19 protein-coding genes are annotated in these 26,166 nt (G+C 61.0%); 13 read left to right on the forward strand and 6 right to left on the reverse strand.

Annotation, left to right across the window (positions count from 1 at the left end; translation table 11 throughout):
- The first annotated feature begins 5 nt into the window (after positions 1-5).
- The 5 genes from AC59JP_RS14320 to AC59JP_RS14340 all read left to right on the forward strand — a co-directional run bounded on the left by AC59JP_RS14320 (position 6) and on the right by AC59JP_RS14340 (position 8,842).
- Positions 6-797 carry a glycosyltransferase gene (locus AC59JP_RS14320; protein ID WP_497326429.1) on the forward strand — a complete coding sequence of 264 codons (792 nt, stop codon included), beginning with the start codon at positions 6-8 and terminating at the stop codon, positions 795-797.
- Between the two features lie 2,011 nt (positions 798-2,808).
- Positions 2,809-3,888, forward strand: coding sequence for an O-antigen ligase family protein (locus tag AC59JP_RS14325; protein ID WP_497326430.1), 1,080 nt, complete (start codon positions 2,809-2,811; stop codon positions 3,886-3,888).
- Positions 3,889-4,019: 131 nt separating this feature from the next.
- On the forward strand, positions 4,020-5,048 hold the full coding sequence (gene gmd, locus AC59JP_RS14330) for a GDP-mannose 4,6-dehydratase (RefSeq protein WP_497326431.1): 1,029 nt from the start codon (positions 4,020-4,022) through the stop codon (positions 5,046-5,048).
- Positions 5,045-6,019 carry a GDP-L-fucose synthase family protein gene (locus AC59JP_RS14335; protein WP_497326432.1) on the forward strand — a complete coding sequence of 325 codons (975 nt, stop codon included), beginning with the start codon at positions 5,045-5,047 and terminating at the stop codon, positions 6,017-6,019. Before gmd ends, AC59JP_RS14335 begins: the two co-directional genes overlap by 4 nt.
- 675 nt (positions 6,020-6,694) lie before the next feature.
- Positions 6,695-8,842 (forward strand): acyltransferase family protein, encoded by a 2,148-nt coding sequence (locus tag AC59JP_RS14340; protein WP_497326433.1) that lies wholly within the window; start codon positions 6,695-6,697, stop codon positions 8,840-8,842.
- Between the two features lie 8 nt (positions 8,843-8,850).
- On the opposite strand, the gene AC59JP_RS14345 is transcribed toward AC59JP_RS14340, so the two are convergent.
- Both AC59JP_RS14345 and AC59JP_RS14350 read right to left on the reverse strand, forming a co-directional pair.
- Positions 8,851-9,948, reverse strand: a complete 1,098-nt coding sequence (locus tag AC59JP_RS14345) for a glycosyltransferase (RefSeq protein ID WP_497326434.1) — start codon at positions 9,946-9,948, stop codon at positions 8,851-8,853.
- A 271-nt stretch (positions 9,949-10,219) separates the two neighbouring features.
- Positions 10,220-11,317, reverse strand: a complete 1,098-nt coding sequence (locus AC59JP_RS14350) for a glycosyltransferase (protein WP_497326435.1) — start codon at positions 11,315-11,317, stop codon at positions 10,220-10,222.
- A gap of 332 nt (positions 11,318-11,649) precedes the next feature.
- Between AC59JP_RS14350 and AC59JP_RS14355 the strand changes: the two genes are divergently transcribed.
- Positions 11,650-12,990 (forward strand): hypothetical protein, encoded by a 1,341-nt coding sequence (locus AC59JP_RS14355; RefSeq protein WP_497326436.1) that lies wholly within the window; start codon positions 11,650-11,652, stop codon positions 12,988-12,990.
- Here AC59JP_RS14355 and AC59JP_RS14360 read toward each other — a convergent pair.
- A complete protein-coding gene (locus AC59JP_RS14360; RefSeq protein WP_497326437.1) occupies positions 12,938-13,930 on the reverse strand; it encodes a glycosyltransferase family protein in 993 nt (330 codons plus the stop codon). The genes AC59JP_RS14355 and AC59JP_RS14360 overlap by 53 nt on opposite strands.
- A gap of 53 nt (positions 13,931-13,983) precedes the next feature.
- Positions 13,984-14,508 carry an acyltransferase gene (locus AC59JP_RS14365; protein WP_497326438.1) on the reverse strand — a complete coding sequence of 175 codons (525 nt, stop codon included), beginning with the start codon at positions 14,506-14,508 and terminating at the stop codon, positions 13,984-13,986.
- A gap of 579 nt (positions 14,509-15,087) precedes the next feature.
- On the opposite strand from AC59JP_RS14365, the gene AC59JP_RS14370 reads away from it, so the two are divergent.
- Together AC59JP_RS14370 and AC59JP_RS14375 are read left to right on the forward strand one after the other, a co-directional pair.
- On the forward strand, positions 15,088-15,768 hold the full coding sequence (locus tag AC59JP_RS14370) for a glycosyltransferase (RefSeq protein ID WP_497326439.1): 681 nt from the start codon (positions 15,088-15,090) through the stop codon (positions 15,766-15,768).
- The gene (locus AC59JP_RS14375; protein WP_497326440.1) at positions 15,768-16,499 is read left to right on the forward strand and encodes an acyltransferase; all 732 of its coding nucleotides are present in this window, start codon (positions 15,768-15,770) and stop codon (positions 16,497-16,499) included. Before AC59JP_RS14370 ends, AC59JP_RS14375 begins: the two co-directional genes overlap by 1 nt.
- Here AC59JP_RS14375 and AC59JP_RS14380 read toward each other — a convergent pair.
- Positions 16,474-16,986 (reverse strand): acyltransferase, encoded by a 513-nt coding sequence (locus tag AC59JP_RS14380; RefSeq protein ID WP_497326441.1) that lies wholly within the window; start codon positions 16,984-16,986, stop codon positions 16,474-16,476. The genes AC59JP_RS14375 and AC59JP_RS14380 overlap by 26 nt on opposite strands.
- A gap of 35 nt (positions 16,987-17,021) precedes the next feature.
- Positions 17,022-18,431 carry a lipopolysaccharide biosynthesis protein gene (locus AC59JP_RS14385; RefSeq protein WP_497326442.1) on the reverse strand — a complete coding sequence of 470 codons (1,410 nt, stop codon included), beginning with the start codon at positions 18,429-18,431 and terminating at the stop codon, positions 17,022-17,024.
- A gap of 299 nt (positions 18,432-18,730) precedes the next feature.
- Between AC59JP_RS14385 and AC59JP_RS14390 the strand changes: the two genes are divergently transcribed.
- The 5 genes from AC59JP_RS14390 to AC59JP_RS14410 all read left to right on the forward strand — a co-directional run bounded on the left by AC59JP_RS14390 (position 18,731) and on the right by AC59JP_RS14410 (position 25,507).
- Positions 18,731-19,654: a glycosyltransferase family 2 protein gene (locus AC59JP_RS14390; RefSeq protein WP_497326443.1), complete on the forward strand. Its 924-nt coding sequence runs from the start codon at positions 18,731-18,733 to the stop codon at positions 19,652-19,654.
- 299 nt (positions 19,655-19,953) lie between these two features.
- Positions 19,954-21,864 carry a hypothetical protein gene (locus tag AC59JP_RS14395; RefSeq protein WP_497326444.1) on the forward strand — a complete coding sequence of 637 codons (1,911 nt, stop codon included), beginning with the start codon at positions 19,954-19,956 and terminating at the stop codon, positions 21,862-21,864.
- A 548-nt stretch (positions 21,865-22,412) separates the two neighbouring features.
- Positions 22,413-23,486 carry an acyltransferase family protein gene (locus AC59JP_RS14400; RefSeq protein ID WP_497326445.1) on the forward strand — a complete coding sequence of 358 codons (1,074 nt, stop codon included), beginning with the start codon at positions 22,413-22,415 and terminating at the stop codon, positions 23,484-23,486.
- A 6-nt stretch (positions 23,487-23,492) separates the two neighbouring features.
- The gene (locus AC59JP_RS14405; protein WP_497326446.1) at positions 23,493-24,191 is read left to right on the forward strand and encodes an SGNH/GDSL hydrolase family protein; all 699 of its coding nucleotides are present in this window, start codon (positions 23,493-23,495) and stop codon (positions 24,189-24,191) included.
- A 188-nt stretch (positions 24,192-24,379) separates the two neighbouring features.
- A complete protein-coding gene (locus AC59JP_RS14410) occupies positions 24,380-25,507 on the forward strand; it encodes a hypothetical protein (RefSeq protein ID WP_497326447.1) in 1,128 nt (375 codons plus the stop codon).
- The last annotated feature ends 659 nt before the right edge of the window (positions 25,508-26,166 follow it).

Raw genomic sequence — 26,166 nt, forward strand, 5'->3', positions numbered from 1 at the left:
CGATCGTGTCCATTGGCTTCGTGATCCCAACACTTGGTACGCGTCCTGATTGGTTGCGCCTTTGCGTCCGGTCAGTGTTGAGTCAGGATGCGGACGGTTTGGCTGTCGCGATTGTTACAGACGATACGGCCAGTATTGAGGATTTCGCAGACACCAGACTCGGTGTCGTCCGGTCGAACCGCAAGGGGCTATCGAGGGCGATCAACGACGGATGGAACGAGCTGGGGCGTCATGACTTTTATGCATGGCTTGGTGATGACGACCTGCTTGCCCCGGGCAGTTTAAACGCGGCCACTGGTGCACTTTCAAGGAATCAGGAATACTCCGCCGTGTTTGGCAACCTAAGGTATATCAATGATGCCGGTGAAACGCTATTTTTGTCGCGGCCCACTCGCTTCGCGGGTACATACGCTCGAGTAGGTAAAGATCTGATACCCCAACCAGGGAGCGTATTCAGAGCTGAGGATGGCGGACCTCCTTATGTCGATGAGTCACTCACCTACGCGATGGATTTTGATCTCTTCCTCAGGCTTCAGAGAAACGCGCCGCTGTTGTATCTTAACCGTGAATTAGCCAGTTTCCGATTGCATTCAGGAAGTATCACTGGGACGAACACGAGTTTCATCGAGGCTGACTCGGTTCGGCGTCGCTACATGTCTGGGTCCATGGAAAGGGTTTATAACCTCGCTAGCCCCATGTTGAGGCAAGCTGACAGGTTGCTGTACAAACTGATTCAGACAACAGCGGACAGCACGTCAGTCTCACAGGGATATCCCTCCGACTGGAGGTCGGCGTGACAATCGATTATTCGGACGCGGGTAATGATCTCAGCGGCCCGTCCTTTCGGCTTGGGTGGTTGGCACAGGATTGGCACGTAAACCAAGGTAGATACAAGATTCAGGTTGTGTTACTTCTATTTCGGCTTGGCCAAGCTGCGAGATTTCCGAATGAGCGGCGCCCTAAGTTTTACAGCTATGTGCTGACAGTGGTGTATCTCGTCGTGTCGGAGTGGGTCTTCGGGATAGAGCTTCCAATCAAGACTGAAGTCGGCCCGCGGCTTAGGATCAGTCATGGTGTCGGCTTGGTGGTAAATGAGAAGGCCACCCTCGGCAGCGACATCTGGCTTCGCAATAGTGTGACTATCGGAAACAAAGAGCCGGGTGGCGATTGTCCGATTGTTGGTCCCGGGGTGTCGTTTGGCGCGGGCGCAGTTGCTGTGGGCGGAATTCGAATCGCAGCAGGTTGTGTTATCGGTGCGAATAGCGTCGTTGTGAAAGACACTGAGCCCGGCTCTGTGTACGCAGGGGTCCCCGCGAAGCGACTGGGTGCGACGAAATAGGATAGGTATATCGGTGCTAAGTCTCATTTCACCATCTAGAGTGGGGTCCGTTGTGCATGTTGTTCGCGCGGTAAAGCGTAGGCTAATTGGATTTCAGCAAATGGTCTTGGCCCTGTGTGGCCCAACAGGTAAAACCAGTCGCAGCGCCACGTCTTCAATACCAGTCCGCGTCTCACTTACTTCGTATCCCGCGCGTTCGCGCTTTCTATTTATTTGCTTGAAGTCGTTGCTCCGGCAAGACGTTGAGCCCGTCGGAGTCGTTTTGGTGCTTTCGACAGATCAGTATCCTAGGGGGTTGACCGATCTTTCGCGTCCACTTCGTCGACTTGTTGATCGGAATCCGGGCCTCTCTGTTGTGTTTCATGCCGGCGATATCAGATCCTACAAAAAGATTGTTCCTTTAATTGATGAAAAGGAGTGTTCGTACGTTATTACGGTTGACGACGATGTCGTCTATTGGTCTAGCTACCTTCGGCGACTGTGGTCTGCGATAAACGAGAATGCTGGATTAGTCGTAGGGACCAGAGGCTATCTAGCAGGTGTCCATGGAGGAAGAGTAACGCCCTACGAGACTTGGTCCTGGGCGCCTAACTCTGTAGCTGGCTCTGATGTTGTCCTAACAGGCGTGGGAGGTATTGCTTATCCCGTTGGAGCGCTCGACCCCTTGTTTTTTGATTTTGACTCCGCGTTGAAGGCATGTCCACGAGGTGACGACCTGTGGTTCAAGTTGTCCTCACTCAGGGCCGGTGTCAAGAGTGTTTGCGTCCCGCATGCGCAAAATTTTTCTATCATTTGGGGGTCTCAATATCGGGGGCTGTGGCACGAGAATGTCTACGAAGGCGGCAATGACTCGATGATCAAGTCGTTGGTCGACGGGTACGGATTTTTTGAGCTCTTATCGTCCAGTCCGGCCGCGATTCAGGCCCCTCATTCTTGACGACTGCTGTTGCTAGCATGTTGAGGGGCCACCAGGGGTGGACGGGTCGCATTATAGTCAGAGGGCGCTCCTCGCCTGAAACTGGAGCGCGAGCTCTGGTGCTGTACTGCATTGGACGGCGTCAGAGGACGTGAAGGTTTCGGTCGGTCGATTGATAATGCACTGATGCGGGCAGATGGCAGTACGATTGGCCGGTGGCTCGTTCCGCTGCGCAGTTGCGTTGAACTTCGCTCGTAATGGGTCAGATTTTGATGGGTAGACCGGGTTAAGTGCTCTAGCACACGGCGGTGCTGTCGGGCGGGTGCTTCCGTCAGGTTCAACGATCAAATTGGAGTTCCACGTGACCGCTCAACTTCACCAGGGTGTGGGCGTTAAACCCCCCTTAACGGACCGAAGCAGATCCGGTGACCTCGTGCTATTCGGCGTTGCTGTTTGTCTTCTGTGGCTATACGGCGTTGGGTCTGCTTGGCTTGGCTTGCAGGTGAACGGACGTGGCACCCTAGCGATCGGTGTCGCACCCAATAATCACGCGGTGAACGTGCTTCGCACCTACACAATGTTGGCTGTCATGGGTGTGACTTTGATGATGATTGCGAAAAACTGGCGGCAGCAACTCCGCGTACCTATATGGAATCTAATGATTTATTTGGGTCATTTCGTAATTTTAAGTTTGCTTGTTGTTGCGTTCGATGCGCAGCTAGGTCTTGGATTCGCTATGTTTGCGCTCTTTGGTGGCGCGGTTTGGCTCTCCGATCTACGGTTTGAAGACGCAGCAATTGTTGGCTGGCTTACCATCGGGACTGCACTTTTGGCGCTCGGAATGGGACTCTTCGACCCAGACCAAGGCCTCGCGATCCGCGGTTCCGGCTCGCGCGACAGCAAGGCAATAATTGGTTCGGAGTTGCTGGCGGGTCCGTTCGCTTCCCCCAATACGCTCGGACTCATCTTCGCCCTTGCGTTGCCTACAGTTTGGCTCGTTCGAAACAGTGTAGCCCGCACCAGCGGCACGGTCCTGGTCTGCGCGGCGCTGATCTGGTCCGCTTCTCGTTCGTCGATCGTCGCTGTAGTTGTTGCCGCAGCATGCGTCGTCCTCTGCAGACGCGGGCTCTTTAAGGTTGCTGCTGCGCTGCCAGTTTCGGCGCTTGTGATCATGGTTGCCCTCCCGTTGACTACCGTTGAAGGTGACGATTTCACCGGCCGTGGGCGAATCTGGCTTGGAAGTCTTGCAGCAATCAACGGTGACCCGTGGTTTGGGGATAGTCCCGATTTTTATCAGCTCTTGCCGCTCTATCGGAATTCTCTCGGAAACACCGCATTTCACGGACACAACGTTTTCGTGCAATACATGGCGATCGGAGGGCTAGTAACCACTGCTGCACTTATAGGTTTTCTGCTTTGGGCGGTGAAGATTTCGACTCAGGTCGCTCGAGAGGGCGCAAGTGCGGTTCCTATGGCGTGTGTGGCCGCGTTCTGTGTTTCAGGAATACTTGAGAGCGTTTATGACACGCGGTCTCCCGCCTACCTCGGTTGGATCACGTGGTCGGTCCTTGCTCTGTTAGCGCTTGCCGCGCATCGAACGCGGTCGGTCTCAGACCTTGCAGATGCGAAGTGACGGAACCAGTCGGGCAGAGGTTGGCAAGTTGTCCTGGCGAGCGATTTCCGGGATGATGTGTAAACATGCTCACGGTTTGTTTTCGAGCAGTGATTTCGTCGGGCTGACGTACGAATGGAGTTCAGGACCTTATGAAGGTTGCGTTGATCACCGGCATCACCGGCCAGGACGGCTCGTATCTAGCCGAGCTGCTGCTGTCCAAGGGGTACACCGTCCACGGGTTGGTTCGACGTTCGTCGACCTTCAACACCTCCCGTATCGACCACCTCTACGTCGACCCGCACGACCCCGAAGCCAAGCTGTTCCTGCACTACGGCGACCTGAGCGACGGTGCGCGCCTGGTTACGCTGATGTCCGAGATCCGGCCCGACGAGGTCTACAACCTCGCCGCTCAGTCGCACGTGCGCGTCAGCTTCGACGAGCCCGAGCACACCGGTGACACCACCGGCATCGGTTCCATCCGACTGCTGGAGGCCGTCCGACAGGCCGGCGTGCGCTGCCGCTACTACCAGGCATCGAGCTCCGAAATGTTCGGCGCATCGCCGCCGCCGCAGAACGAAGACACCTTGTTTTACCCGCGCTCGCCGTACGGCGCCGCGAAGGTTTATTCGTACTGGGTCACAAGAAACTACCGCGAGGCTTATGGACTGTTCGCAGTCAACGGCATTCTCTTCAACCACGAGAGCCCGCGCCGCGGCGAGACGTTCGTCACTCGCAAGATCACCCGCGCCGTCGCCCGCATCAAGGCGGGCATCGAGAAGAACCTCTACATGGGCAATCTCGACGCCATCCGCGACTGGGGCTACGCTCCGGAGTACGTCGAGGGCATGTGGCGGATGCTGCAGGCCGACGAGCCGGACGACTTCGTTCTCGCCACCGGCGGCAACTACAGCGTTCGTGACTTCCTGACCACCGCGTTCGAGCACGCCGGTCTCGACTGGGAGAAGCACGTCAAGTTCGACGAGCGCTACCTCCGCCCCACCGAGGTCGATTCGCTGATCGGTGACGCATCCAAGGCAGAGCGTGTTCTCGGATGGAAGCCCAGCGTCCACACACCCGAACTGGCGAAGATCATGGTCGACGCCGACATCGCGGCCCTCGAGCATGAAGGCCGGCACTGGATCGACCGTCCCGACCTTCCCGACTGGAAGGTGTCATGACGGAGACGGTCGACTTCACGCCCGCCGAACTGGATCGCAACGCACCGGTCTACATCGCCGGTCACCGCGGCCTTGTCGGGTCGGCCCTCTGGCGGCACTTCGAGTTCCAGGGATTCACCAACCTGATCGGGCGCACGTCGTCTGAATTGGACCTCAAGGATCGCGCCAAGGTCGCCGAGTTCTTCGAGGAGACCAAACCTGCGGTGGTCATCTTGGCTGCGGCCAAGGTCGGCGGCATCCTGGCCAACAGCACATACCCGGTGGACTTCCTCACCGACAACTTGCAGATTCAGGTCAACGTGCTGGACGCGGCACTGGAGCAGCGGGTTCCGCGCTTGCTCTTCCTCGGCTCGTCGTGCATCTATCCGAAGTTCGCCGAGCAGCCCATTCGCGAGGATTCGCTGCTCACCGGACCGCTGGAAGAGACCAACGACGCATACGCCATCGCCAAGATCGCCGGCATCCTGCAGATTCAGGCTGTTCGCCGTCAGTACGGTCTGCCGTGGATCTCGGCCATGCCGACCAACCTCTACGGACCCGGCGACAACTTCTCGCCGACGGGCTCGCACGTACTGCCCGCCCTCATTCGGCGTTACGACGAAGCGCGCCACGACGGGCTCGACGTGGTCACCAACTGGGGCACCGGCTCACCGCGTCGTGAATTCCTTCACGTCGACGACATGGCGTCGGCCTGCCTGCATCTGCTGGAGAACTTCGACGGACCGCAGCAGGTCAACGTCGGCACCGGCGAAGACCAGACCATCAAGGGCATTGCGGAAATGGTTGCCGACGTCGTCGGGTATGACGGCGCCATGGAGTGGGACACCAGCAAGCCTGACGGCACTCCGCGCAAGCTGCTCGACGTGTCGACGCTGCGAAACAGTGGATGGGCGCCGAAGGTGGGCTTGCGTGAGGGACTCGCGTCGACGGTGGAGTGGTTCCGCGAGAATCACGACACCGTTCGATCCTGAGACATTTCCGCCCGACTACGCCGAAGCCGCCCTTGACTGGGGGCGGTGTCATAACTCGGGCGCTGCCGACTGCTGTCATTCTGAGGTCCACCGCCAAATGAGCCACAGAATTCGGGATCGAATCTTTCAAAACCGACATCGGTAAAGACGAAGCTGGCTGGGACCGCTCGGGGAAGCCGAACAAGTTTTGCGGGTCGGTCACCGAGCGAACCCCTGAAACAAGAAATACGAAGTTCCGTAACGGTTTTGGCCTGACAGCCTTCCATCACCGGACGCACAGGCACTCGTCGAAAGACTGAGCTGCGCATCGGGCGCTTCATCGTGGGGCGCCGGGCCGGGTGACTGATGATCGGTGCGTTCGTTGCCACCGCGTTGGCAATCGTCGGTGTCCACTCCGCGGCCCGCAGGTCGAAGACTCACGGATCGTCGCGATAGCACGCCGATGGAAGAACTCGAAGACGCTTTGTATGGTGGAAATGGGGAATCCGCTCTCATTCATCGACCGAGATCGCATCGGTGCGCCAATTCGGTTTGGAAAACGGACTGGTTTCTGCCGCAACAAGATTGAGTTGACTTTGTCTCAGCGTCGACGGAAATGCCTGGCTATGATTCGCCCATAAGTGCCTAGCCGTATGGGGTAATCAGATGCTCGATGTTCTAGAAACCCAACGACGGGTGCATGCGAAGGCAGAAAGCCGCGCAAGGAAAGACCGGTTCCGTCCGGACATCCAGGGCCTGCGCGCGGTTGCCGTCGTCCTTGTCGTGCTCGACCACCTGTTCGGCTGGCCATCGGGTGGCTTCATCGGCGTCGACGTGTTCTTCGTCATCTCCGGGTTTCTGATCACCGGGTTGCTCCTCAAGGAGGGCGGTCGGACTCGGTCGGTCTCGATCCTCAACTTCTACCGCCGGCGTGCAAGAAGAATTCTCCCGGCGTCGCTGCTGGTCCTTGCCGTGACGGTAACGGCGTCCTACCTTCTGCTGTTGACCGACCGGGCGCAATCGGTCCTGACCGACGCCTGGTGGTCGCTGGGGTTCTTGGTCAACTGGCATCTCGCGTCCGTCGGCACGGACTACTTCGAGTCGTCGCAGCCCCCGAGTCCACTTCAGCACTACTGGTCACTCGCGGTGGAGGAGCAGTTCTACCTGGTGTGGCCCCTCGTCATTGCTGTCACACTCATTGTTCTGGCCAAGCTGCGCAGCCAAAAGAGCCTGAATACATTGATCTTCGCGCTCGGTGTCACCGTCATGGTCGCCTCCTTCGCCTGGGCGGTCTGGGAGAGCGCGGAAAAGCCCACCAACGCCTACTTCTCGACCTTTTCTCGGGCTTGGGAATTGGCCCTGGGAGCTGTGGTGGCAGCAGGAGCCCCGCTGTTGCTGCGAATGGGGACGGGAACTCGAAACGTGCTGGCCGCGGTCGGTCTTCTCGGAATCATCGCCTCTGCGGTCCTGATCTCGTCGGATATGAAGTTTCCCGCGCCCGTCGGCGCAGCGCCCGTCATCGCGACCGCTTTCGTGCTTGCCTCGGGGATCGGAAGCGGATCCGTGGCTCTGTCCTGGCCGCTCACGCTCCGGCCAGTCGTCTACGTCGGATCCATCTCTTTCTCGTTGTATCTCTGGCACTGGCCAGTCATCGTGCTGATGGATGCCGTCATGGAACGTGGACCCACGTTCTATGTAGCAGGAATCGCGATAATGGCGGTTCTGTCGGTGGCCAGCTACCACTTCGTCGAGCAAGCCGTATTGCAGTCCACGTTCCTGACTCCGGTGGAGCGCACGCCGCGCGAAGGCCGGCGTCGGCACCGTCGACGCCCGTTCCGGTTGCGTCGCCCCCGGTTTCATCGTGGCACGTTCATCCCGGGGCGAGATACGCAGTTCGTCGCCCTGGCGGCTGTGTCCGTCCTGTTGGTCTGCCTTTCTGTCGTCGCCTTCAACCCCAAGGCGGACGTGAGTGCGCCTGTGGCGACACTGGCAGCTCCGAGCTCGGCCGAGGAAGACCCGCTCGCGGTCGCTGTGGCCGATGCGCTGAAGATGAAAACCTTTCCACCGCTCAATCCTTCGTTCGAGAACGTCACCGCAGACCTGGCGCCCGAGATGGACCCTGCTGCGGGTTGCCTCAATCCGGAGAATTTCACCGACCCCGATATTTGCGTGTACGGCGCGGCCGATGCTCCGAGCAGCGCGATGGTGGTGGCGGATTCCATCGCGATCAGCTGGATGCCCGGACTGCGAGATGCATTGGAGCCCAGAGGTTATCGGATCCATGGCGTCAGCGGGTCGGGGTGCACCTTCGCAGATGTGGACCTCTCGCTACCGGGCGATCCCGAAAACTCCGAACGGTGTAACAACGACAGGACTGAGCTTTACAAGCAGATCAACGACACCAGGCCGTCGTTGGTGATCGTGTCCGGCACGGTCATCTCCTTTCAAAGCCTTGCAAGCGGGAACAAGGACGAGCGAGCACAGGCCGAGTGGCAGGCGGGGAATGAGCGGGCGCTCGCAGAGATCGCTCCGAGCGGCGCGCGTGTGGTGTATCTGGCCCCCAATCCGCAAGGGCCGTCGCCGGCGGGATGCGTCACCAGAGTCTCTGCTCCGTCTGACTGCGTCATGGACATCCCGAAGGACTGGCAGCTCAAAGCACTCGCCGAAAAAGCAGCGGCCGCATCGTCGGGAGCCACGTTCGTCGACACGAGCGGCTGGTTCTGCGACGCAGGGGTATGCCCGATCTTTGCTGCCGGAGCACCGATCAGGTGGGACGAGCAACATCTCACCGCGACGTACTCACGTCTTCTTGCCCCGTACCTGGAGCGGGCAATCCTGGGCTGACGGCAGCGTCAGCCCGCGTACCGAGTGAGTGCGGTGTCGTACGCTGCGCACACACGGTCCCAGGTGTAGATCTCCTGAGCGCGGTCCGCCGCGCCGCCGCTCAAGACCTCTTGCCGCTCGGTGTCCGTGATCAGCTCCTCGATAGCGGCGGCGATGGCGTCCGCATTCGGCTCGACGAACACAGCATGGTCACCGAGCACCTCGCGGTTGTACACCGTGTCTCGGGCAACGACGGGCGCACCGCATGCCATCGCCTGCACCAGAGCCGGATTGGTGCCACCGACACTGTGTCCGTGAAAATAGGCACCTGCGTTCTCCCACAGAGCGAACAGCATGTCGTCGTCGCTCACGTGTCCGTACCACCGCACTTTCGGGCACTCGGCTGCGAGTTGGGCGACGCGCTCGTCGATGTCGCCGCCGTACCCGGATGATCCGACGATGACGACCTGCCATTTCTCGCTGACTTTCCGCGCGGCGTCGAGGAACTGGTCGATGGTGTTCTCCGGGACGAAGCGTGCCACCATGAGCGCGTACTTGCGGCGACTCAGACCTGGTACCACCTCGCCCTTCTCACGCATCGACCCGCCATAGGGGATGAAGACGCCGTCACGACCGCATCGCGCTTCCCAGCGCTTGCCGAGTTCGACGGAGTCGTACACCAGTTCCGTCGCAAACTTGGCCGTCAGGGATCCACCGACCTTGAACACCGATTTTGCTGCCGTGCCCCACTTTTCGCGTTCCCATTCGATGCCGTCGACGTTCACGAGGGTGGGGATCCCGCGGGCTCGAAGGAAGGGAAGCCAAAAGCCGTTCGCAACGTTCATCACGAGTGCGACGTCAGGCTTCCTCAGTGCAGAATGCAAGGACGAGGTGAACCCATAAGACAGCGTGCTCAACGACTTGGTCTCCACTCCGCGGGTGATGACGGACCGAACGGTTGGATCCAAGGTGGGGTCGACAGCAGTGACGCCGCCGGGCCGCCCGTACACGGTCACATCCCATCCGTGTTCCGACAAGTACGGCGCCAACACCCGCACCAAGGTCTCGAAACCGCCGTAGTAACTGGGGTAACCACGAGTCCCGATGATGCTGACCGACCTTTTCATGGCATTCCTTTTGCTGAGCCCGACTTCTGAGAATGGGCGACACATTGGCCTGATGTTCGGGTGGTGCGATGTCGGTACTACTCCGCTGGTCGATATCTCTGCGATCACCGTTACAGATGGATGCTATCCAATGTCGCCGATGAGCATTCGGATCAAATCGACCGGCGGTGGTGAAATTCGCACTCGGCTCGCACTAATTCGGGTGCTGAGTATGTTTTGTCCGACTTGTCGAAGCAATCGACGCCGTATAACGATCGAAACAAGCCTCCAGTCAACCGACTGTATTCAGTATGTCCTCGACTTTGCGGCGGAAGCTCGACGCGGAGAACTCGTTCAGTTCCGGCGTCGAGGGATCCAACCTGGTCACCGACGCCAAGCCGGCCAGGTCCGGTGACGTCAGACCCACGGTGATACCCAGATCTCGGACGTGGTCCGGGAAGCCGTCGAAAGCGAATTCCGTGCCGATCACGGGCACTCCCCGCGAAAACGACTCGAGCACTTTGACCTTCATGCCCCCACCGAGGTCGATCGGCGCCAGGGTGGCGTCTATCAGGCCGTAGTAGTCGTTCAGGTCGTCCACCATTCCCATGGCGGTGACGCCGGATCTGGGCTCGAGGGCCTCCGATCCCATCCCGGCCACCACCACTCGCCAGCCACAATCGATCAGGGCGGGCAGCCAATGATCCAATACTGTTCGGTAGGCATGGAGATTGGGCCAGTAGTTGAAGTTGCCCAGGAGACCGGCAACTTTGCCACCGACGCCGATGCGAGGCACCGTCTCGAATTCGCTGTCTGCTATGGGCGTAGGGAGCCATACCGCGTCGGTGTGGCCACGTTCGATCAGGGATTTCCAGTCGGACCATCCGGCGGCGGTCACGATGTGCGCGGACGCGCAGTACTTGTCTTCCCTCGTTGCGAGCCATCGTGATTGAGCCAGCGAGGTCAGTTTGGCGGGCCCGAAACGCTGTACCGATTCCCGCCTCCCGACATCACTCCAGATGTCCATGAAGTCGAGCCAGAACGTAGTGCGGTCCGGGTCGACGAACTGCGCCTGGGACAAAATGCTGGCAACTGTCACGTCGGGGTCGATGCCCGACACCCTTGCCCCCAAGCGAGTGGAACGCTGTCCCAGCTCGGTCGGGAGGGGGAGGAGGCGGCGCTTGACTTCGCCGGTTGCCGCGCGCGCCGACGCCAGTCGGCCGGTCGACCGCTTCCCCTCGTTTCGCAGACCCGCATCGCCCACAGGATGAACGCACGTCACGTCGAAGCCGGAAACGGCGATCGACTCGATTATCGCCCTGGTCCTGAGGGTGCCGCCGTCGCGTTTGGCGTAGGGGTCCGTGAGTGACAGCACCGCTGCCCGTTTCATCAATGACCCGCCCTCGCGTCGAAGCGTTCTGTGAAATGCGAACGCTACCGGACTGCCGGCGACGGAAGGGATTATGTTTCGCGTCGATGAAGCTCTGTGATCGACTTCGGGTCGCCGGAAAATCTCGGCGCATTCGTGGTTATCATGAGGCGTTCGCAGATTTGACAGTCCAATAATCGCTCATTTTTTGCGCCCGTTAAGGAGACCGACTACATGTTCGGTGTTCGACATATTGGGATTGTCGAATCGCGGCGACTTAATTTGCAGAACAAATCAGTCGATTCTCCGGTTTCGACGGTCTGCTTCGGGTCTGCGGTGGGGGAGAGCAGTCGATGACAGCGACGAGCGAACGGCCGGCTACGGTCAGGACCGTCGCCCGTGCCGACGTTCCGGTTGCAGTCGACGCCGCCTTCGGCGCCGTTCGCCGTCGGGACCGGTCGGGGGTGAAGGCATCCCGCACCGAGCCTGCTCCTCCGGGACGTCCGCTGCTGATTGCATCGGTATTCGTCATTGCCCTGGGATTCCCGTTCGGACTCGGTCTGACCAGTGCGATCGTGCCCGTTGTCGTGTTCTTCCCCCGATACATTCGCGATTACCGTCGCAGTCGGTTGCTGACCGCGGTGTACCTGGGAGCGGCCGCCATGGCCGTGAACGGGCTGATCCTCCACGTGTACGACACTTCCGGCACCAACGTCGACAACGCACTCTTCGTCACGATCTTCGCGGTCAACCAACTTGTCGCTGTCGGGTTCTTGGTGTGGGTGCTGCGATTCGTCGATCTCAGATTCGTCCTTGCGGCCTACGGGGTCGGCATGCTCCTGAACGCAACTCTGGTCAACGGTCTCCCGATCGACAACGTCAAGTACGCCCTGGGGTTCCCGGTCGCTCTTGTCGCTGCCGCGCTGGTCGGCAACTCCAGGCTCGCACCGCTGGTGTTCGTGTGCATCGCCGTGTTCGGAATGGCCAACGGCGCCAGGAGTTTCGCGGCGTTTGCGGCCGCTGCCCCACTCCTGTGGTTCCTCGGACGTACCTTCGTCGTTCGGGGCAAAGGAGCCGGACGCCGGGCTGTGCTGGCACTCCTGTGCGCCGGCGTCGGGTACGCGCTCTATGTCCTCGGAACGAAGCTCCTACTCAGTGGAGTCCTCGGAGAGAACAACAGAATCAGAACCGAGCGCCAACTCGACGCATCCGGCAGTCTGATCGCCAGTGCGCGGCCCGAGTGGTTCGCCACCTGGGGGTTGATCAAAGACGATTGGGTTGGCCGCGGTCCCGGCGCTGTTCCCGATGTTCGCGAGATCTTGGTTGCCAGAACGGGTCTGAGAGACGGTGGCTTTCTCGGCGGCGGCGATTACGTTACCGAGTACATGTTCGGCGGGCACTACAACCTCCACTCGATCATCGCGGACATGTGGGTCAGCTTCGGTGTGATGGGGTTGCTCGTCGGTTCTGCGATTCTCCTCTACCTCGTCCGATGCACGATCCTCGAATTGACCTCGCCCACAGGACGGCCGGTCCTTGCCTTCTTGCTGGTCGCTTCGGCATGGTACTTGCTGTTCGGGCCCCTGACGTCGAACTTGCCGCTGGTCTGCTTGACCGTCGCCGTGTGCGCGTCCACGGACATCACAAGGAGTCGAAGATCTCTCGGAGGAGTTCCGAGTACCGCGTCATATTGAACGAACGAGCCGCCGCGGACGGTCTCGTGGTGGACCGCACACGCGAGAGTCCGCCGATGGCGTCGATGATGGACTCGGAGTCACGCTCGTCGATGATCAGTTGCTCTGAATCCGCATCGTTGTAGGGATATTTGGGAGATTTCGACACCACTATGGGGACATTGAGCGCCATGGCGTCGGCCGCCTCGGTGAGTCCCGAGAGACGATCGACGTCGTCCAACGGGATCAGAGAACAGCGAGACGTGTTGAGCGCTTCGAGTACTTCGAGGTACCCACCCGAGTGCGGACGTACATCGACCTCGCCGCCGCGGAACGACTCCACCGTGGTGCCTGTGAATATTTGTCCCGAGATTCGGCCGGTTCGTGCAGCTTTCCGCACGGTGTCGTAGCGCCGATTGGAACGCCCGGCGCACACGAAGTCCCACTCCACGCCGGGAGCGGGATCGAGGTGTCGGTACGCCTCGGAATCGAGGGATGGTCCCCACGGCAACGCTGTCACCGTGTCCGCCGATCGTCCCATGGAGGACCGAACTTGTTGTGCGGTAAGCCGATCGAGCGTGATGATCCGATCTGCCCCGTTCATCCAGAAACGCGACCAGCGATTTCGCGGCCCGTTGTGGACGACCAGGACGAAGGGGCACCGCAGGAGGCGTACGCGTTTCAGGGCGCCGATCAACGCGGACGACTGCAGGTCGGCCGCGTACACGATCGTGTCTCGTCTGACGACGACACTGCCGACGGCGATCCCCTGCTGGAGGACGTCTCCGACGACGGCAATCGTTTTCCACAGCAGCGGTTCGGCGGCCGGGATTCTTCTGGCAATGGACGAGTAACCCCATCGTGGGAGCACCCAGTCGTACATACCGCGCAGTTCGTAGTATCCCCACAAGTGTTGGGCCGGATACTCCGCCGCCTCGACCCGAGACAATGCCGTCCTCATCGGGTAGTCGTTCAGCAAGACCACTCGACGCAATCGAACTGCGCGAGGGCGCGTCATCCTCCGGCTTCCGAGGACAGGGCGCGGATCTTTCTCGCCGGCACCCCACCGTAGAGATGATCGGACTCACAATCTGTCGTCACCACGCTGCCGGTCGCGATGACGCATCCTGCGCCTATGGTCACTCCGGGCAGAATGGTCACCCGGGCTCCCACCCACGCGCCCTCGCCGATGTGCACTGGTTTGACGTAGACCTCACCGCAGCGCAATTCGGTCGGCCCGAGTTCGTGGCTGACAGTGATGATCATGACTTCCATGCCAATCATTGCGTGGTCGTCGAAGGTAACCGGAGCGCCCAGATCGATCACGCAGCCGTAGTTCATGTTCACGGCGCGGCCCATCGTGACTCCGGTCCGGGCGCCGAAGAAACACCTCGGATGGATCACGGCGTCCGGTTGCACGTCATGTCCCATTGCGTTCATCAGAAATGGCCGCCACCCTATGGGCACCAAGGAGGACGCGAGCATCGAATTGATGACCGAGTCGCGTAAGGCAATCGACAGGTGCGTGCGGAGACCCAAAGTTTGGCTCCTGTGAACTGAACGGACCGGCACCCGGTGTGATGTCGGCGGAACGACGAACGACTCCGAAATCATAACGTGGCCAGTTCTGCGGCGCGGCGCGCGCGCTCGGTGAATCGGGCACAATAATGGCGTGTGGAGAATTCGACCGATCGTGTGTCGCAAAAGAATCGACATGCGGTGAGAATTTGTATCGATGGCACGTTCTGGGGACCGGACAGCCCGCCGTCCGCGATGCATGTCACCCGAGACCTGGTTCGCACGTGGGCAGAGTCGTATCGTGAGGACGACATCACGGTGATCGTGCCCCGGGCGAGTGTCGATCAAGCGCGACAGCAACTTCGGCGATTCGGTGTCGCCGTGGAGCCTGCGCCCGCATTTCTCGGTCGGCTCCCGCAGGCGGTATCTGCAGTGCTCATGGGCTGGACAGCCGGAGGTGTTCGTCGGACCACGCACCGAGAATTCGACGCAGTCCTCACACACAACTTCGCGACGTTGGCGAGCAAACCCATTTCTGTGTGCCTGCTCCACGATATTCTGTTCGACGAACACCGAGAATGGTTTACACGCCCGGAATTGATGTATTTTCGTGCTATTCGCCCAATTCTGCGGTACGCCGACGTAATTCTGACGACATCGATCAGCGAAACCGAGCGCGTCAGGCAACGCTGGCCCGAGGTACGTGGCCGCGTACGCCCGATCGGGCTGGCTGCGGCGTCCGAGGTCGTGGGCGCGGACTCGACGCCACCGGCGTCGACTCCGCACACACCCTTCGTGTTGGCCGTCGGCCGTCTCAACACGCGAAAGAACCTTGCTCGCCTGATCAGCGCGTTCGCCTCCGTGCGATGCTCGGATCCGAGCATGTCATTGGTGATCGTGGGAGGGCGTGACGGAAGCCTGCAGCCGCTGGGCGAGCACCCCGGTGTGTACTTCACGGGCCGAATCAGCGACCCGGAATTGGTGTGGTTCTACCAAAATTGCAGGGCGTTCGTATTCCCCAGCTTGGGCGAGGGATTCGGCTTACCGCTCCTCGAGGCGGATGCCCACGGTGTGCCGATCGCGTGCAGTGACCTGGCGGTATTTCGTGAGCTGGGGGTTGCCGACGAGTACTTCGACGCCCTGGACGTCGCCAGTATGACCACTGCCCTGCAGGAAGTGCTGGCCGCCGGCAGACATGACGCGCCTCGGCGTCGGACGGAGCACAACTGGCCGGAGGTCGTCCGCGCCGCCCGCGCAGCAATAGGTGAGAGGCTCGGCTGATGCACACGACACGGCTTCGCGACCGGTTGAATCGGGCCTACACCTCGCAGCGAGACGTCGACACCGGAATCGATGCAGCCATCACGGAAAGGGCGCTGCTGCAGTTCGTCTCACGCAAAGTCGTGGAAAAGATCCGTGCTGTCTCCCGCGGGTGTCCACAGGCGTTTCTCGGCCGCCACACGCGTATACGTAACCGTCAGGATCTCACTCTGGGAGCGGGCGTCGTCATCGGCGATTTCGTCGAGATCGTGGCGATGGCACGTCAGGGGGTCGTTCTGGGTGAAAAGTGCACCCTCGACCGCGGTGCGGTCTTACGGGGATCGGGGGGCGTGCGCCGCCTGGGCGTGGGAATTCGGCTCGGCGATCGGGTGTCGGTAGGGGTCGGCGCGATGATTCACGGCGGAGGCGGAGTCGAGATCGGCTCCCACTCGTTCGTGTCTCCGTATGCCCGGATCTTCACCGAGCACCACGCGATGGACGATCTCGACACTCCTGTGATCGAGCAGGGTGAGTTCAGCGGTCCGGTCGTCGTCGGCGCGGACGTCTTCATCGGTTCCGGCGCAACGATTCTCGGGCCTTGCAGTATCGGCGACGGCGCCGTGATCGCGGCCGGCTCCGTGGTCACCGGTGATGTGGACGCCGCGGCCATCGTCGCAGGAGTGCCGGCGCGAGTGATCGGACAGCGAGGAGCTCGGTCCGCTGGCGCTACTGAAAAGGCAAGTGGTACTTGAGGGTGTAGTCGAGATCGCGGCGGCGGTCACCGATTTTCTTCGCCGGTACACCTGCCACGATGGTGTACGGCTCGACGTCACGTGTGACCACAGATCCCGCGGCTGCCACCGCACCCTCTCCGATGGTGATGTTCTGCAACACGATCACTCGGGCGCCCAGATACACGCGATCACCGATGTCGATCGGACCGTACTTGATGCCGAAGTCGACGGACTGAGGGTCGTGGGCGGCGGTGTACAGGCTGACGTGGTCCCCCATGTTGACGTTGTCGCCGATCGTGACGCCATAGCGGCCGTCGATGAATGCATCGTTGCCGATGATCGTGTTGCGGCCGATCGTGATGTTGTGCGGTGTGCGCGGTACGAGCCGCCAGTGAACAGTGGAGTTCGGGCCGATAGTCATGCCGAGCCGCTTGTAGACGAAATGCCGCACAGCAAGGACAGGAACCCGGCCTACGAGAAAAGCGATCAGCAAGCTGAATCCCACGAGGTAGTCGTACAGCCGATGCCGCCAACGCCGGATCACAGTGGTTCCCCCATCTTGTCGGCCGACATCGGAGTTCCGTCCGACGCGACGAGCAGTCGCCTGTGTCTGCCCCGATACGTTCGGCTGCGGAGAGTGATGAAAAAGGCGAACGGAATCACCTGTAGCACAACCATTGCGGCCGTGGTCATCCACAGCACGCCTTCGGAGCCTCCGCCCTCCACTGCGTATCGGGAGGTCGCCCACACCACGATCACCAAAGGAACCATGCACACCGCTTGAAATCTGAGTCCCACCACATCGGTGAGAAACACGCCCAGCGGGGCTTGAGCGATCTGGACGACCACGAAGGCGGTGGATGCGATTCCGAGGGCCACGGACACGTCCACTGCCCCGCCCGAGATCAGTGCCGACACCCACGGCGACAGCAGAGTGAGGCCGCCGCACAAGACAAGGGCCGCACCCGCCAGCACAGCTGAAAAGAAGAATGGACTCGAGGACCGCGACGATCCGCCGTCGGGACCGTCGACGCGGGCCCGCGCGAAGAACGGCCACAGCGTCGTCGACGCAGCTGCCGCCAGCGCGGTGATCGGAAGGAATATCTGTGCCGCCAGGCTGTACCGAGCGACGTCGACGGTAGTGCCGAAGTTGGACAGCATGATTCGGTGGCTCTGGAGCACGAGCGGTATTCCGACCATCATCACGGACATGGGCAGCGCGGCATCGACGATCTCGCGGGTGACGTTCAGTCGCTCGCGCAGCCGCCGCGCGCGCACCCCGGCGCTGGAGATCAACCCATCGGACCAACGGTTTGCGAAGAAGAGATTGATCGTGGACGTGAGCAGGTACGCGAAGAAGAAGGACACGAAGGCAAGCGACGGATCATGGAAGGTCACCGCGGTGATCACCACTAGTGCCAACGTGAGGAAAGGCTGCACCACTTGGAGGACGATCTGCTTGTCGTTGGCGCCAACACCCACCGCGACGCGCTGGCATACGTTGATGGGCAACGCAATTGCGAACAACACGATGCAGAAGCCGACCGCTCGGGTTGAATCGTCCTGCAGCGTCTGCCCCAGAATCGCCTGCCATCCGCCGAGTGCAGAGATCGCCAAGGCCACCACTGTCAGGACGGCCGCCACTGCCGTGAGCGCACGTAAGGCGCCGGCCACCACTGCTTCGGCATGACGGCGGGATTCGGCCGTGTTCGCGGTCGAGGCTGCATTGACCACGGCCGCGCCTATTCCCAGATCAGCAAAAGGCAGTATGGATATCACCGACACCATGAGGGCGAATTGGGCATATGAGTCCGGGCCGTAGTACCGAATGAGAAAACTCGAGGTCGCCAGCGACAGCACGGCCGCGAGTGGCAGAGTCAGCCCTCGAGCGGCCAGAGATCGGAGGAGCCCGCCCCACATCGACCGGGGAGGCTCGGTCAGCTCCGTCACCGACCCGACTCGACGGTCGGTGTGAAGCCGATGACTGAGATGGGTTCGGCCATTCCATGAGCATAACGTCACATAGCAATTCGGACGGTAGTGCAAATCGGACTTCACGTGCAACGAGTCCGCCCGATTCGAGACACGATGATCACTGGAGAGCGATACCGAGAGAAATGATTGCTTTCGCCCGAAATCTCCACGTGCGACGCTTGTACTCGCTTTTCGTCTGTTGTTCGGCAACTCTCGCCACGGTAATGTCCGGACCCTGGTAGCCACTCCCGCAACGAGGTGTAATCCATTTGGCCGTGGTCGATGCAGGAGGAACATCGCGGTCTGTGCTGGCCGTCGTGGTCAGCTACAACAATGCCGTCGATCTACCCGAGTGCGTGGCGTCGCTGGTCGACAGTGGCGTCGACGAGATTGTCGTCTATGACAATGCATCGCCGGACCCCGCTGTGCGCGAGGTCTTGGACGCAATCTCGGAACATGCCCCTACGAAGTCCCGACCGCGTGTCACCGTCGAATTCGGTTCGGAGAACCTGGGATTCGGGCCCGCCCTCAACCTCGTCACGGCTTCGAGGGACCGATTCGACTTCTTCTGGTTCGTCAATCCCGATGTGATCGCGTCTCCTCGAAGTGCATCCAGGCTGGTCGAAACGATGGTGGCGCAGGACGTTGCGATTGCATCACCCGTCGTCACCACGGGGGAGAGCGGTGAGACGGTGTGGTTCGCCGGGGGGCATCTTCACCGCGCACTCGGTTTGAGTGAGCATGTCGTCGAGCTCGCTCCCGCGGAGGACGGGCTGGTGCTCGCGACGTTCATCACGGGAGCGGCCATGATGGTTCGGGCCGAAGCTTGGTTTGCGCTCGGTGGCTTCCGGGAGGATCTCTTCCTCTACTGGGAAGACGCCGAGCTGTCCGCCCGTGCGATAGACGCGGGTTTTCGGCTCGGGGTCGTCACCGGTGTGAGCGTGTGGCACCGGGTCGGGGCGTCTGGATCCAAGTCGGGGATGTCTCGCGAGTTCCACTACTACATGAATCGGAACCGCCTGATCGTGTGTGGTCGATATGCACCGCGATGGTCGTTGCTGGTGGGCGGCGGGTGGCGTGTCACGGCGCGGATGCTTCGTGCGGCGACTCGCGAACGTGAACGGCCGCTGAAGAAGACGCGGGCCGGCATCCGCGGAGCACTCGAAGGGTTGATGTATCGACCGATCTCGCCGGCCTGACCCAGCGCAGAGCATTCGGTCGGAACTCGCGAGGCGAAATCGAGGATGAGAGGGGTTAGAAGGCCGGAGCAATCTTTCGGCAGCCTTAATCGACACAACCTGGTTTTTTCTGCAATTAGCGCCACGAAATGGTGTTTTTCGATGGGGTCGATTCAATGCATCGCATGATAATTTTGACTCGTTGCTGCATTCGCACAACGCAATTCGAGATCGCGATGCTGCTGTCGGGGCGCTGCGCTGACGAATCTCGGTGATCAACAGGAGTCAGCGTGCCCCGGACCCGTCGATATGCCCCCGTCATGATCATTGGAATTGTGGCGGCATCCTTCTCCGCTCAACTCGCACCGGCGGGTGCGGCGACACCGACGGCGTGGTGTGTCGCACGGTCCGGCACACCGACTACCGGGAACTCGACCTTCGTGTGTTCGAGCGACAGCTCCTCGACCGCCACCGGCAACTGGGACCGCACCGCGCCCCTGACCGGTTTCCCGGCCGCTGGGGTCAGTGCGTTGTCCAATTCGACTGGATCGCTGACGTTGTCGAACAACTCTTCTGCGATCGTGCAGGCACAGAACAGGTCCAACGCGACTGTCACTGCGTCCGATCGATCGCTCGTACAGGCATTCGCTCTCGCCTCAGGGTCCCTGACCGTCCTCGCTCAGCGCGGATCCTTGGTCAACGGTCTGTCGATATCGGCTCAGATGCAGCTGGCGGCCGACCTATCGAGCCGCCTGTACGCCATGGCCACGTACGGTTCCTCGGTCGACGCAAAGGCGACCAACCAGGCCCAGGTCGACATCGACGCGACATCGAGTTCGACGGTGTCGGTGGATGCATCGAACGGATCGCGAGTAGATATCGATGCAGACTCGCTTGCGAACGTGACGGCGTATGCGACCGGGGGGTCACGGACGACGATCGCTGCGACACGTGGCGGACGTGTGCAGTCGAATGCGTACAGCGGAGCCGTGCTCGACCTTTCTTCCGACGCGGGCGGGATCGTGAAGGCGCGCGGGGAGAACGGAGGGCGCGTTGGGGCGGAGTCGATCGGTGGAGACGTCACGTCGTACGCCAACGGTGGTTACACGGTGACCGACGCGTACAACGGGTCGGTGGCATCGTCGTCGGTCAACGGCCAGAACGCCCTGGCCGTCGGTTACGCATTCGACGGTTCGGTGTTGGTCACACAAGCATCGGCGGACGCCTCGGGAGCGCCCACCAAGGCGTACGGCCTGAGCCTCGGGCGGGTTGGCCTGCAATCGACGGCGTACGGACCTAATTCGAGCAGTGCGGCGGAAGCATATGGGCCGTCAACGGGAGCATGGGCCAACGTCTACGCGGGATCCAACCAGGGCGGTACCGCGTCGGTGTTCGGAAATCTCCGCGCCGGGGACTCGATAGCCGCGTCCGCGTCAGGAGCAGGAAGCAAGGCATATGTGTACGTGGACAACGTCAATGGCGGTCGGACGGTGTCTGTAACCGTCACGGCGACGAACGGCGGTACCGCATACGTGTCGACCGAGACCGGCGGGTTCGGATGCTACGGAGGTGTGACGTCGGTGCGCTCCACGTATGGAAACTGCGACAGCAACGGCTCGGTGACAACGGTGACGTACGCGAACGGTCAGACACAGACGTTCAACAACCCGCAGATTCCCGCAAACCTGCAACCTCCGGTGACGAACGACTACTACGTCCCGCCGATCACCGGAGCGGCGCCTCCCACCGCGTCGATTGCGGCACGAAGCGTCGCGTCGACGTCGACACTCGCCGTGGCAGCGGAGCCAGAGGCCGAATCCACTGCGGTTCGTTCGGCAGCAGCATCCAAGACACTGCAGATCGAAGCTGAGCCGACCGAGAACGAAGCTTCGCAACCAACAGTGCCGAAGGCTTCGGCAGCAGCCACGACCCCGCCGAAGGCATCGTCCGTCGACGCGGCGAAGGCTGAGACCGCGGCCGTTCCCGCTGACTCGAAGCCTGCCCCGTCGGCTCCGAAGGCTCCCCTTCCGGCCGCAACAGCACCAGCAAAGACCGCCGCGGCGACACCCACTGTCGACTCGGCGACCGCTTCCAACGCGAAGAACGCGGTCACGCCTGACACTGCCGCGCCGCCCGTCAAGGCTGTGAAGCCCGTTTCGGCGGTCGAAACCGCCTCGTCCGCCGGCGAAGCAACGTCGGACTCGACGACGGTATCCACCGCCGGAAAGTGACATGCGTGGCTGCCTCGAGCAGTATGAGACCATTTGAGTTGCTTTAGCTTGCGTATCGAGCCAGAATCAGGCTATGAGTCTGATTCGGATGTTCGCTGCAATCCTGATCGCTGATCGACGACCCAGCAGGCAACCGGTGCCCTGCACGTGCGCTGCGTGCCGCTGCACCCGGTAAACCACCGCACTGCTACGACGAAGCCCGGACGACATCCTGTGTCGTCCGGGCTTCGTCGTGTCCGAGAGGGTGGATCAGGTCCGAAGGGCCTTGATCGGCTGCGGAGCGAGCCTCGACAGTTGATCGCGGTACCGATAATACGTACTGACCGGCGCAACAGATCGGTACAAAACTGCGCCCGGTTCGTATTCTCTCCATTCTCTATCCCTTGTGTTTTATCGAGTCCCATTACCTGACTTATCCACCGAATTTGCCAGGTGAACGTCACAGGGAAGGGTTCTTCGGAGTGTGGGTAGGAGCGTGCAATTGTATTCTCGTTGATGTCCCGGCAATTGATTCGGGAGTTCCGTTCGGGCAAATTCAAGGGGATGTCGTGGTCACCGAGTCGACGTCCAATCTTCGAACAGGCTCCTCACGGCGCCGCATCACATCCTTCGACGGACTTCGTGCGATAGCGGTTGTCTTGATCTTCTTGCACCACTCGATGCCGGGCATCTTCACCGGCGGTTACTACGGCGTCGACCTGTTCTTCGTCCTGTCCGGATACCTGATCACCACTCAGCTGCTGAAAGAGAACGCCCGCACCGATTCGGTGTGGCTCGGCGGTTTCTACATGCGCCGGTTGCTGAGGCTCACGCCTGCTCTGATTACCGTCGCCGCGTTCGCCGTGTCGATCTATCTGCTCTTCGGACTGGGCGCGACACCGCGACAATCGGCGTTCGCCATCACCTACCTGATGGACGTCTACCTGCCGAAGACACTCGATTTCGGCGCTCTGGCCCACACGTGGTCGTTGGCTGTCGAAGAACAGTTCTACCTGCTCTGGCCTGCACTGCTCATCATCGGGCTGCGTCGACGCTGGCCCATGGTCTGGGTCGTGAGCGTGCTGATGGCCACCGCGATCGTGCCGACGGTATGGATCGCCAGAACGAGTACATTGCAAGCGTATTTCACACCTTTCGCGCATGTGGGCGAATTGGGCGCCGGCGCCATGCTGGCCCTCGTCTTGGCCAACGGTCGGGCCCGACAGCTTCGCTGGACAGAGAGCTACGCGGTTCCGATCATCGGTTTCTCGCTGCTGGCGGTGGCGGCCTTGCTGGCCGACCAGACATGGTTGTGGCAGTACTACGGCGGCTTTACTGCGGCGGGTTTGGTGACCGCTGCGGTGATCGCTCACTGCATCTCGAGGCCCACCGGCACTGTTTCACGCCTGCTCGGGTTGCGTCCGCTGACTTGGCTCGGCGAGCGCTCGTACGGGATATACCTGTGGCATTATCCGATCCTTTTCATCATGAGTGAATACGGTGGCGAACCACAAATTGCTGTACCGGTCGCCGCGGTTGCGTCCGTCGTACTTGCTGCGTTGTCTTATCGATTCGTCGAGCGACCCTTCAATCGGATCAAGGACCGACGGTTCGCGAGTCGAGTCCGCGGGGCAGTACGGTGACGCTCAATGGACAGTAAATGGCTATCGCGGAGGCCCGCGTTCACATGTTCATCGATTGCTGCGGTCGCCGCGTTGGTGGTGGCGTGCTCTGTCGCCCCCGAACCGTCGCCGGAGGCCGTACCCGCCGAGGTCGGCGTTGCGGTTGTTCGCTACTCCCCGCCGACCGACGGGTCGCCTGCACGAGCGCTGTTTGTCGGTGACTCTCTGACTGCGGGCTTGTACGCGACGACACCCGAGCAGTCCTATAGATCTGTGGTATCGGCAAGTCTGAACGGACCGGTGACCAGCACCGCCGCCGCGGCCGCGGGCTTGTCCATTACCGACGGCGTCAGCGACGTTCAGAGCGGGTTGAACCTTGCCGTGATCGAGTTGGGCACCAACGACATTCAGCGAACGCCCATTTCGGAGTTCACGGGCGCCTACAACTCGCTTGTGAACAGGATTCGCTCTTCATCACCTGACGCCGCCTTGGTGTGTCTTGGAATCTGGGGTCCGGACGGCGGTGAGTACGACTCCGCGATCGAATCATCCTGCGCTGCAGGTGGGGGCGTATTCACGCGCCTCAATGCGCTCTACCTTTCGGCCCAGTTTCGGGGGCCTGCGGGCGTTCCCGGGTTCGCAGGACTGTCGGACGACTTCCATCCCAACGACGCCGGGCACAAAGCGCTGGCGGGGGCAGTGCTGGCGGCAATTCCGAGGGAGTAAGCGCTCCAACGTTTTACAGGGTTTCGCTGAGGTACCCGGAACTGACACAAGACCATCGAGGCGCTCATGCCGCAGTCTCACCAACCCGGCGACCGATTCGTTGGGCAAACTACGGAACTTGGATCGCGCCGGCACTCCCGCGGTGGGCAAACTCTAGAGTTTTATCGACGTCGAACCGAGGGGACACCGTGCACAAGACACTCGTCCGGGCACTGACCACGATCGCAACGATGCTTCTCGTCGTGGGGATTCTCGCTCCGACTCAAGCGGCAGCTGCGAGCCCCTTTGCCGGTAAACAAGGCATCGGATTGAACGGAATCAGCTTTCGCGACACTGCTGCGGTTCAGCAAGCGGCCGCCACACGGCTCGCGGGCACCGGCGTCAAATGGGTTCGCATCGAGGCGGATTGGTGGTACGTCCAGGGAGGCGGCAAGACCAGCTTCAATTGGTCCGGTCTGGACTCTGCTGTCTCTGCGGCGCGGTCGAAGTCGTTGAACATCCTCCTGCTGATCCAGAAGACGCCACCGTGGGCGCGCACGACCAGCAACGGCAGTACGCCTCCTACCAATCCGGCGGACTACGCGACGTTCGCCGCTCAGGTCGTCGCACGCTACGCGCCGCAGGGTGTGACCAACTACGAAGTCTGGAACGAGCCCAACCTGTCCGTGTTCTGGGCCGATCCGTCCACCGGCAAGCCCAACTTGCAGGGTTACGTCAATCTGCTGAAGGCCGCTTACCCGAAGATGAAGGCCGCGACCACGACGCCGATCAACGTGATGAGCGCGGGCCTGTCGCCATGGGGTTCGACGGGTCAGAGTGCCGACGGTTCCGCCATTGCGCCGTTGACCTATCTGCAGCAGATGTACCAGGCGGGCGCGAAAAGCTTCTTCGACAGCGTGGGCTGGCATCCCTACACCGCACCTGTGCTTCCCGATTTTCAGAACACGGCCAACGCGTGGCTGCAGATGAGCCAGGACTTCAAGAACTCCAGTGGCGCGGTCGTGCAGAAGAGCGCTCGCACCATCATGGCGGACAACGGCGATTCGGCGAAGCTGATCTGGATGACCGAGGCGGGCGGACCGACCTACGGGCAAGCGAACACCTACTTCACCGAGGCGCAGCAGTCCCAGTCGTACCAACAGTCGATCGCTGCACGTGCCGCAGCCAATTGGGCAGGGCCGATCTTCTTCTACACGCTCAACGACACCGCTGCGTACGGCGTCTCGAACCCGGACCGCGAGAACTACTTCGGCGTCTACAAGGTCGATGGCACCGCCAAGCCGGTCGTAAGCGTTCTGCAAGGTGTGCAGAGATAATTCAGCGTCGAGCGTCCGGAAAGCCCCTCTTGGGCTAGCGGACGTCCCTGTCGACAGGCAACGGCCCCCTGACGCTTGGGGGCCGTTGTCGTGTGCCCACCCGGTGATCGCGCGCATATTCGTCCAACCGCGCGCGCAATCGTGCGCGCGATCGAGCAAAGTGGCGCGCGGTTTGCCGGCGCACGGTAAGCGCATGCTGCGCATCACTGGTGCCCGTTGACAACGGGGAGTCCATTGGGAGGAGTGCGTGGACAAACTGGTGGCGGGGATCGCCGCTCAGGCGACAAGACGCAACGCCGAAGATTGCGCGTCGGGGGCGACGCCGATCGGTGACTGCCCGACGGCGGGACGAATCCGTCGAAGGGTTCGTTTCGGGCAGCACCACGGTGATCCTCGGTAGGTGGATCGTCGCTACTCCGCCGTAGTGTGCGGAATTCTCTGTCCGAACAATGCGGATTGCAATTCGATCGTGCCGAACCGAAACATTCCACAAAATGGTTTCAACAATGGTTAGAGCAATCGGCATCATTGTTTTTGCTCAACTTGACGAAACCTTGGAACGGGTGTGTCATTTACGAATTGGCTCGCTGGGACACGGGTCATGACTCCACTTCTGTGGAGTGTCGGATGAAGCGTGCCGATTCCCGCGCCCACAGTTT

This window comes from Rhodococcus sp. 320_ES (genome assembly GCF_059691855.1).

Bases quoted from the DNA above. Each gene is read 5' to 3' on its own strand.
- gmd (WP_497326431.1), top strand. From the start codon at position 4,020: ATGAAGGTTGCGTTGATCACCGGCATCACCGGCCAGGACGGCTCGTAT.
- AC59JP_RS14335 (WP_497326432.1), top strand. From the start codon at position 5,045: ATGACGGAGACGGTCGACTTCACGCCCGCCGAACTGGATCGCAACGCA.
- AC59JP_RS14345 (WP_497326434.1), bottom strand. From the start codon at position 9,948: ATGAAAAGGTCGGTCAGCATCATCGGGACTCGTGGTTACCCCAGTTAC.
- AC59JP_RS14350 (WP_497326435.1), bottom strand. From the start codon at position 11,317: ATGAAACGGGCAGCGGTGCTGTCACTCACGGACCCCTACGCCAAACGC.
- AC59JP_RS14355 (WP_497326436.1), top strand. From the start codon at position 11,650: ATGACAGCGACGAGCGAACGGCCGGCTACGGTCAGGACCGTCGCCCGT.
- AC59JP_RS14360 (WP_497326437.1), bottom strand. From the start codon at position 13,930: ATGAGGACGGCATTGTCTCGGGTCGAGGCGGCGGAGTATCCGGCCCAA.
- AC59JP_RS14370 (WP_497326439.1), top strand. From the start codon at position 15,088: ATGTATTTTCGTGCTATTCGCCCAATTCTGCGGTACGCCGACGTAATT.
- AC59JP_RS14375 (WP_497326440.1), top strand. From the start codon at position 15,768: ATGCACACGACACGGCTTCGCGACCGGTTGAATCGGGCCTACACCTCG.
- AC59JP_RS14395 (WP_497326444.1), top strand. From the start codon at position 19,954: ATGATCATTGGAATTGTGGCGGCATCCTTCTCCGCTCAACTCGCACCG.
- AC59JP_RS14405 (WP_497326446.1), top strand. From the start codon at position 23,493: ATGGACAGTAAATGGCTATCGCGGAGGCCCGCGTTCACATGTTCATCG.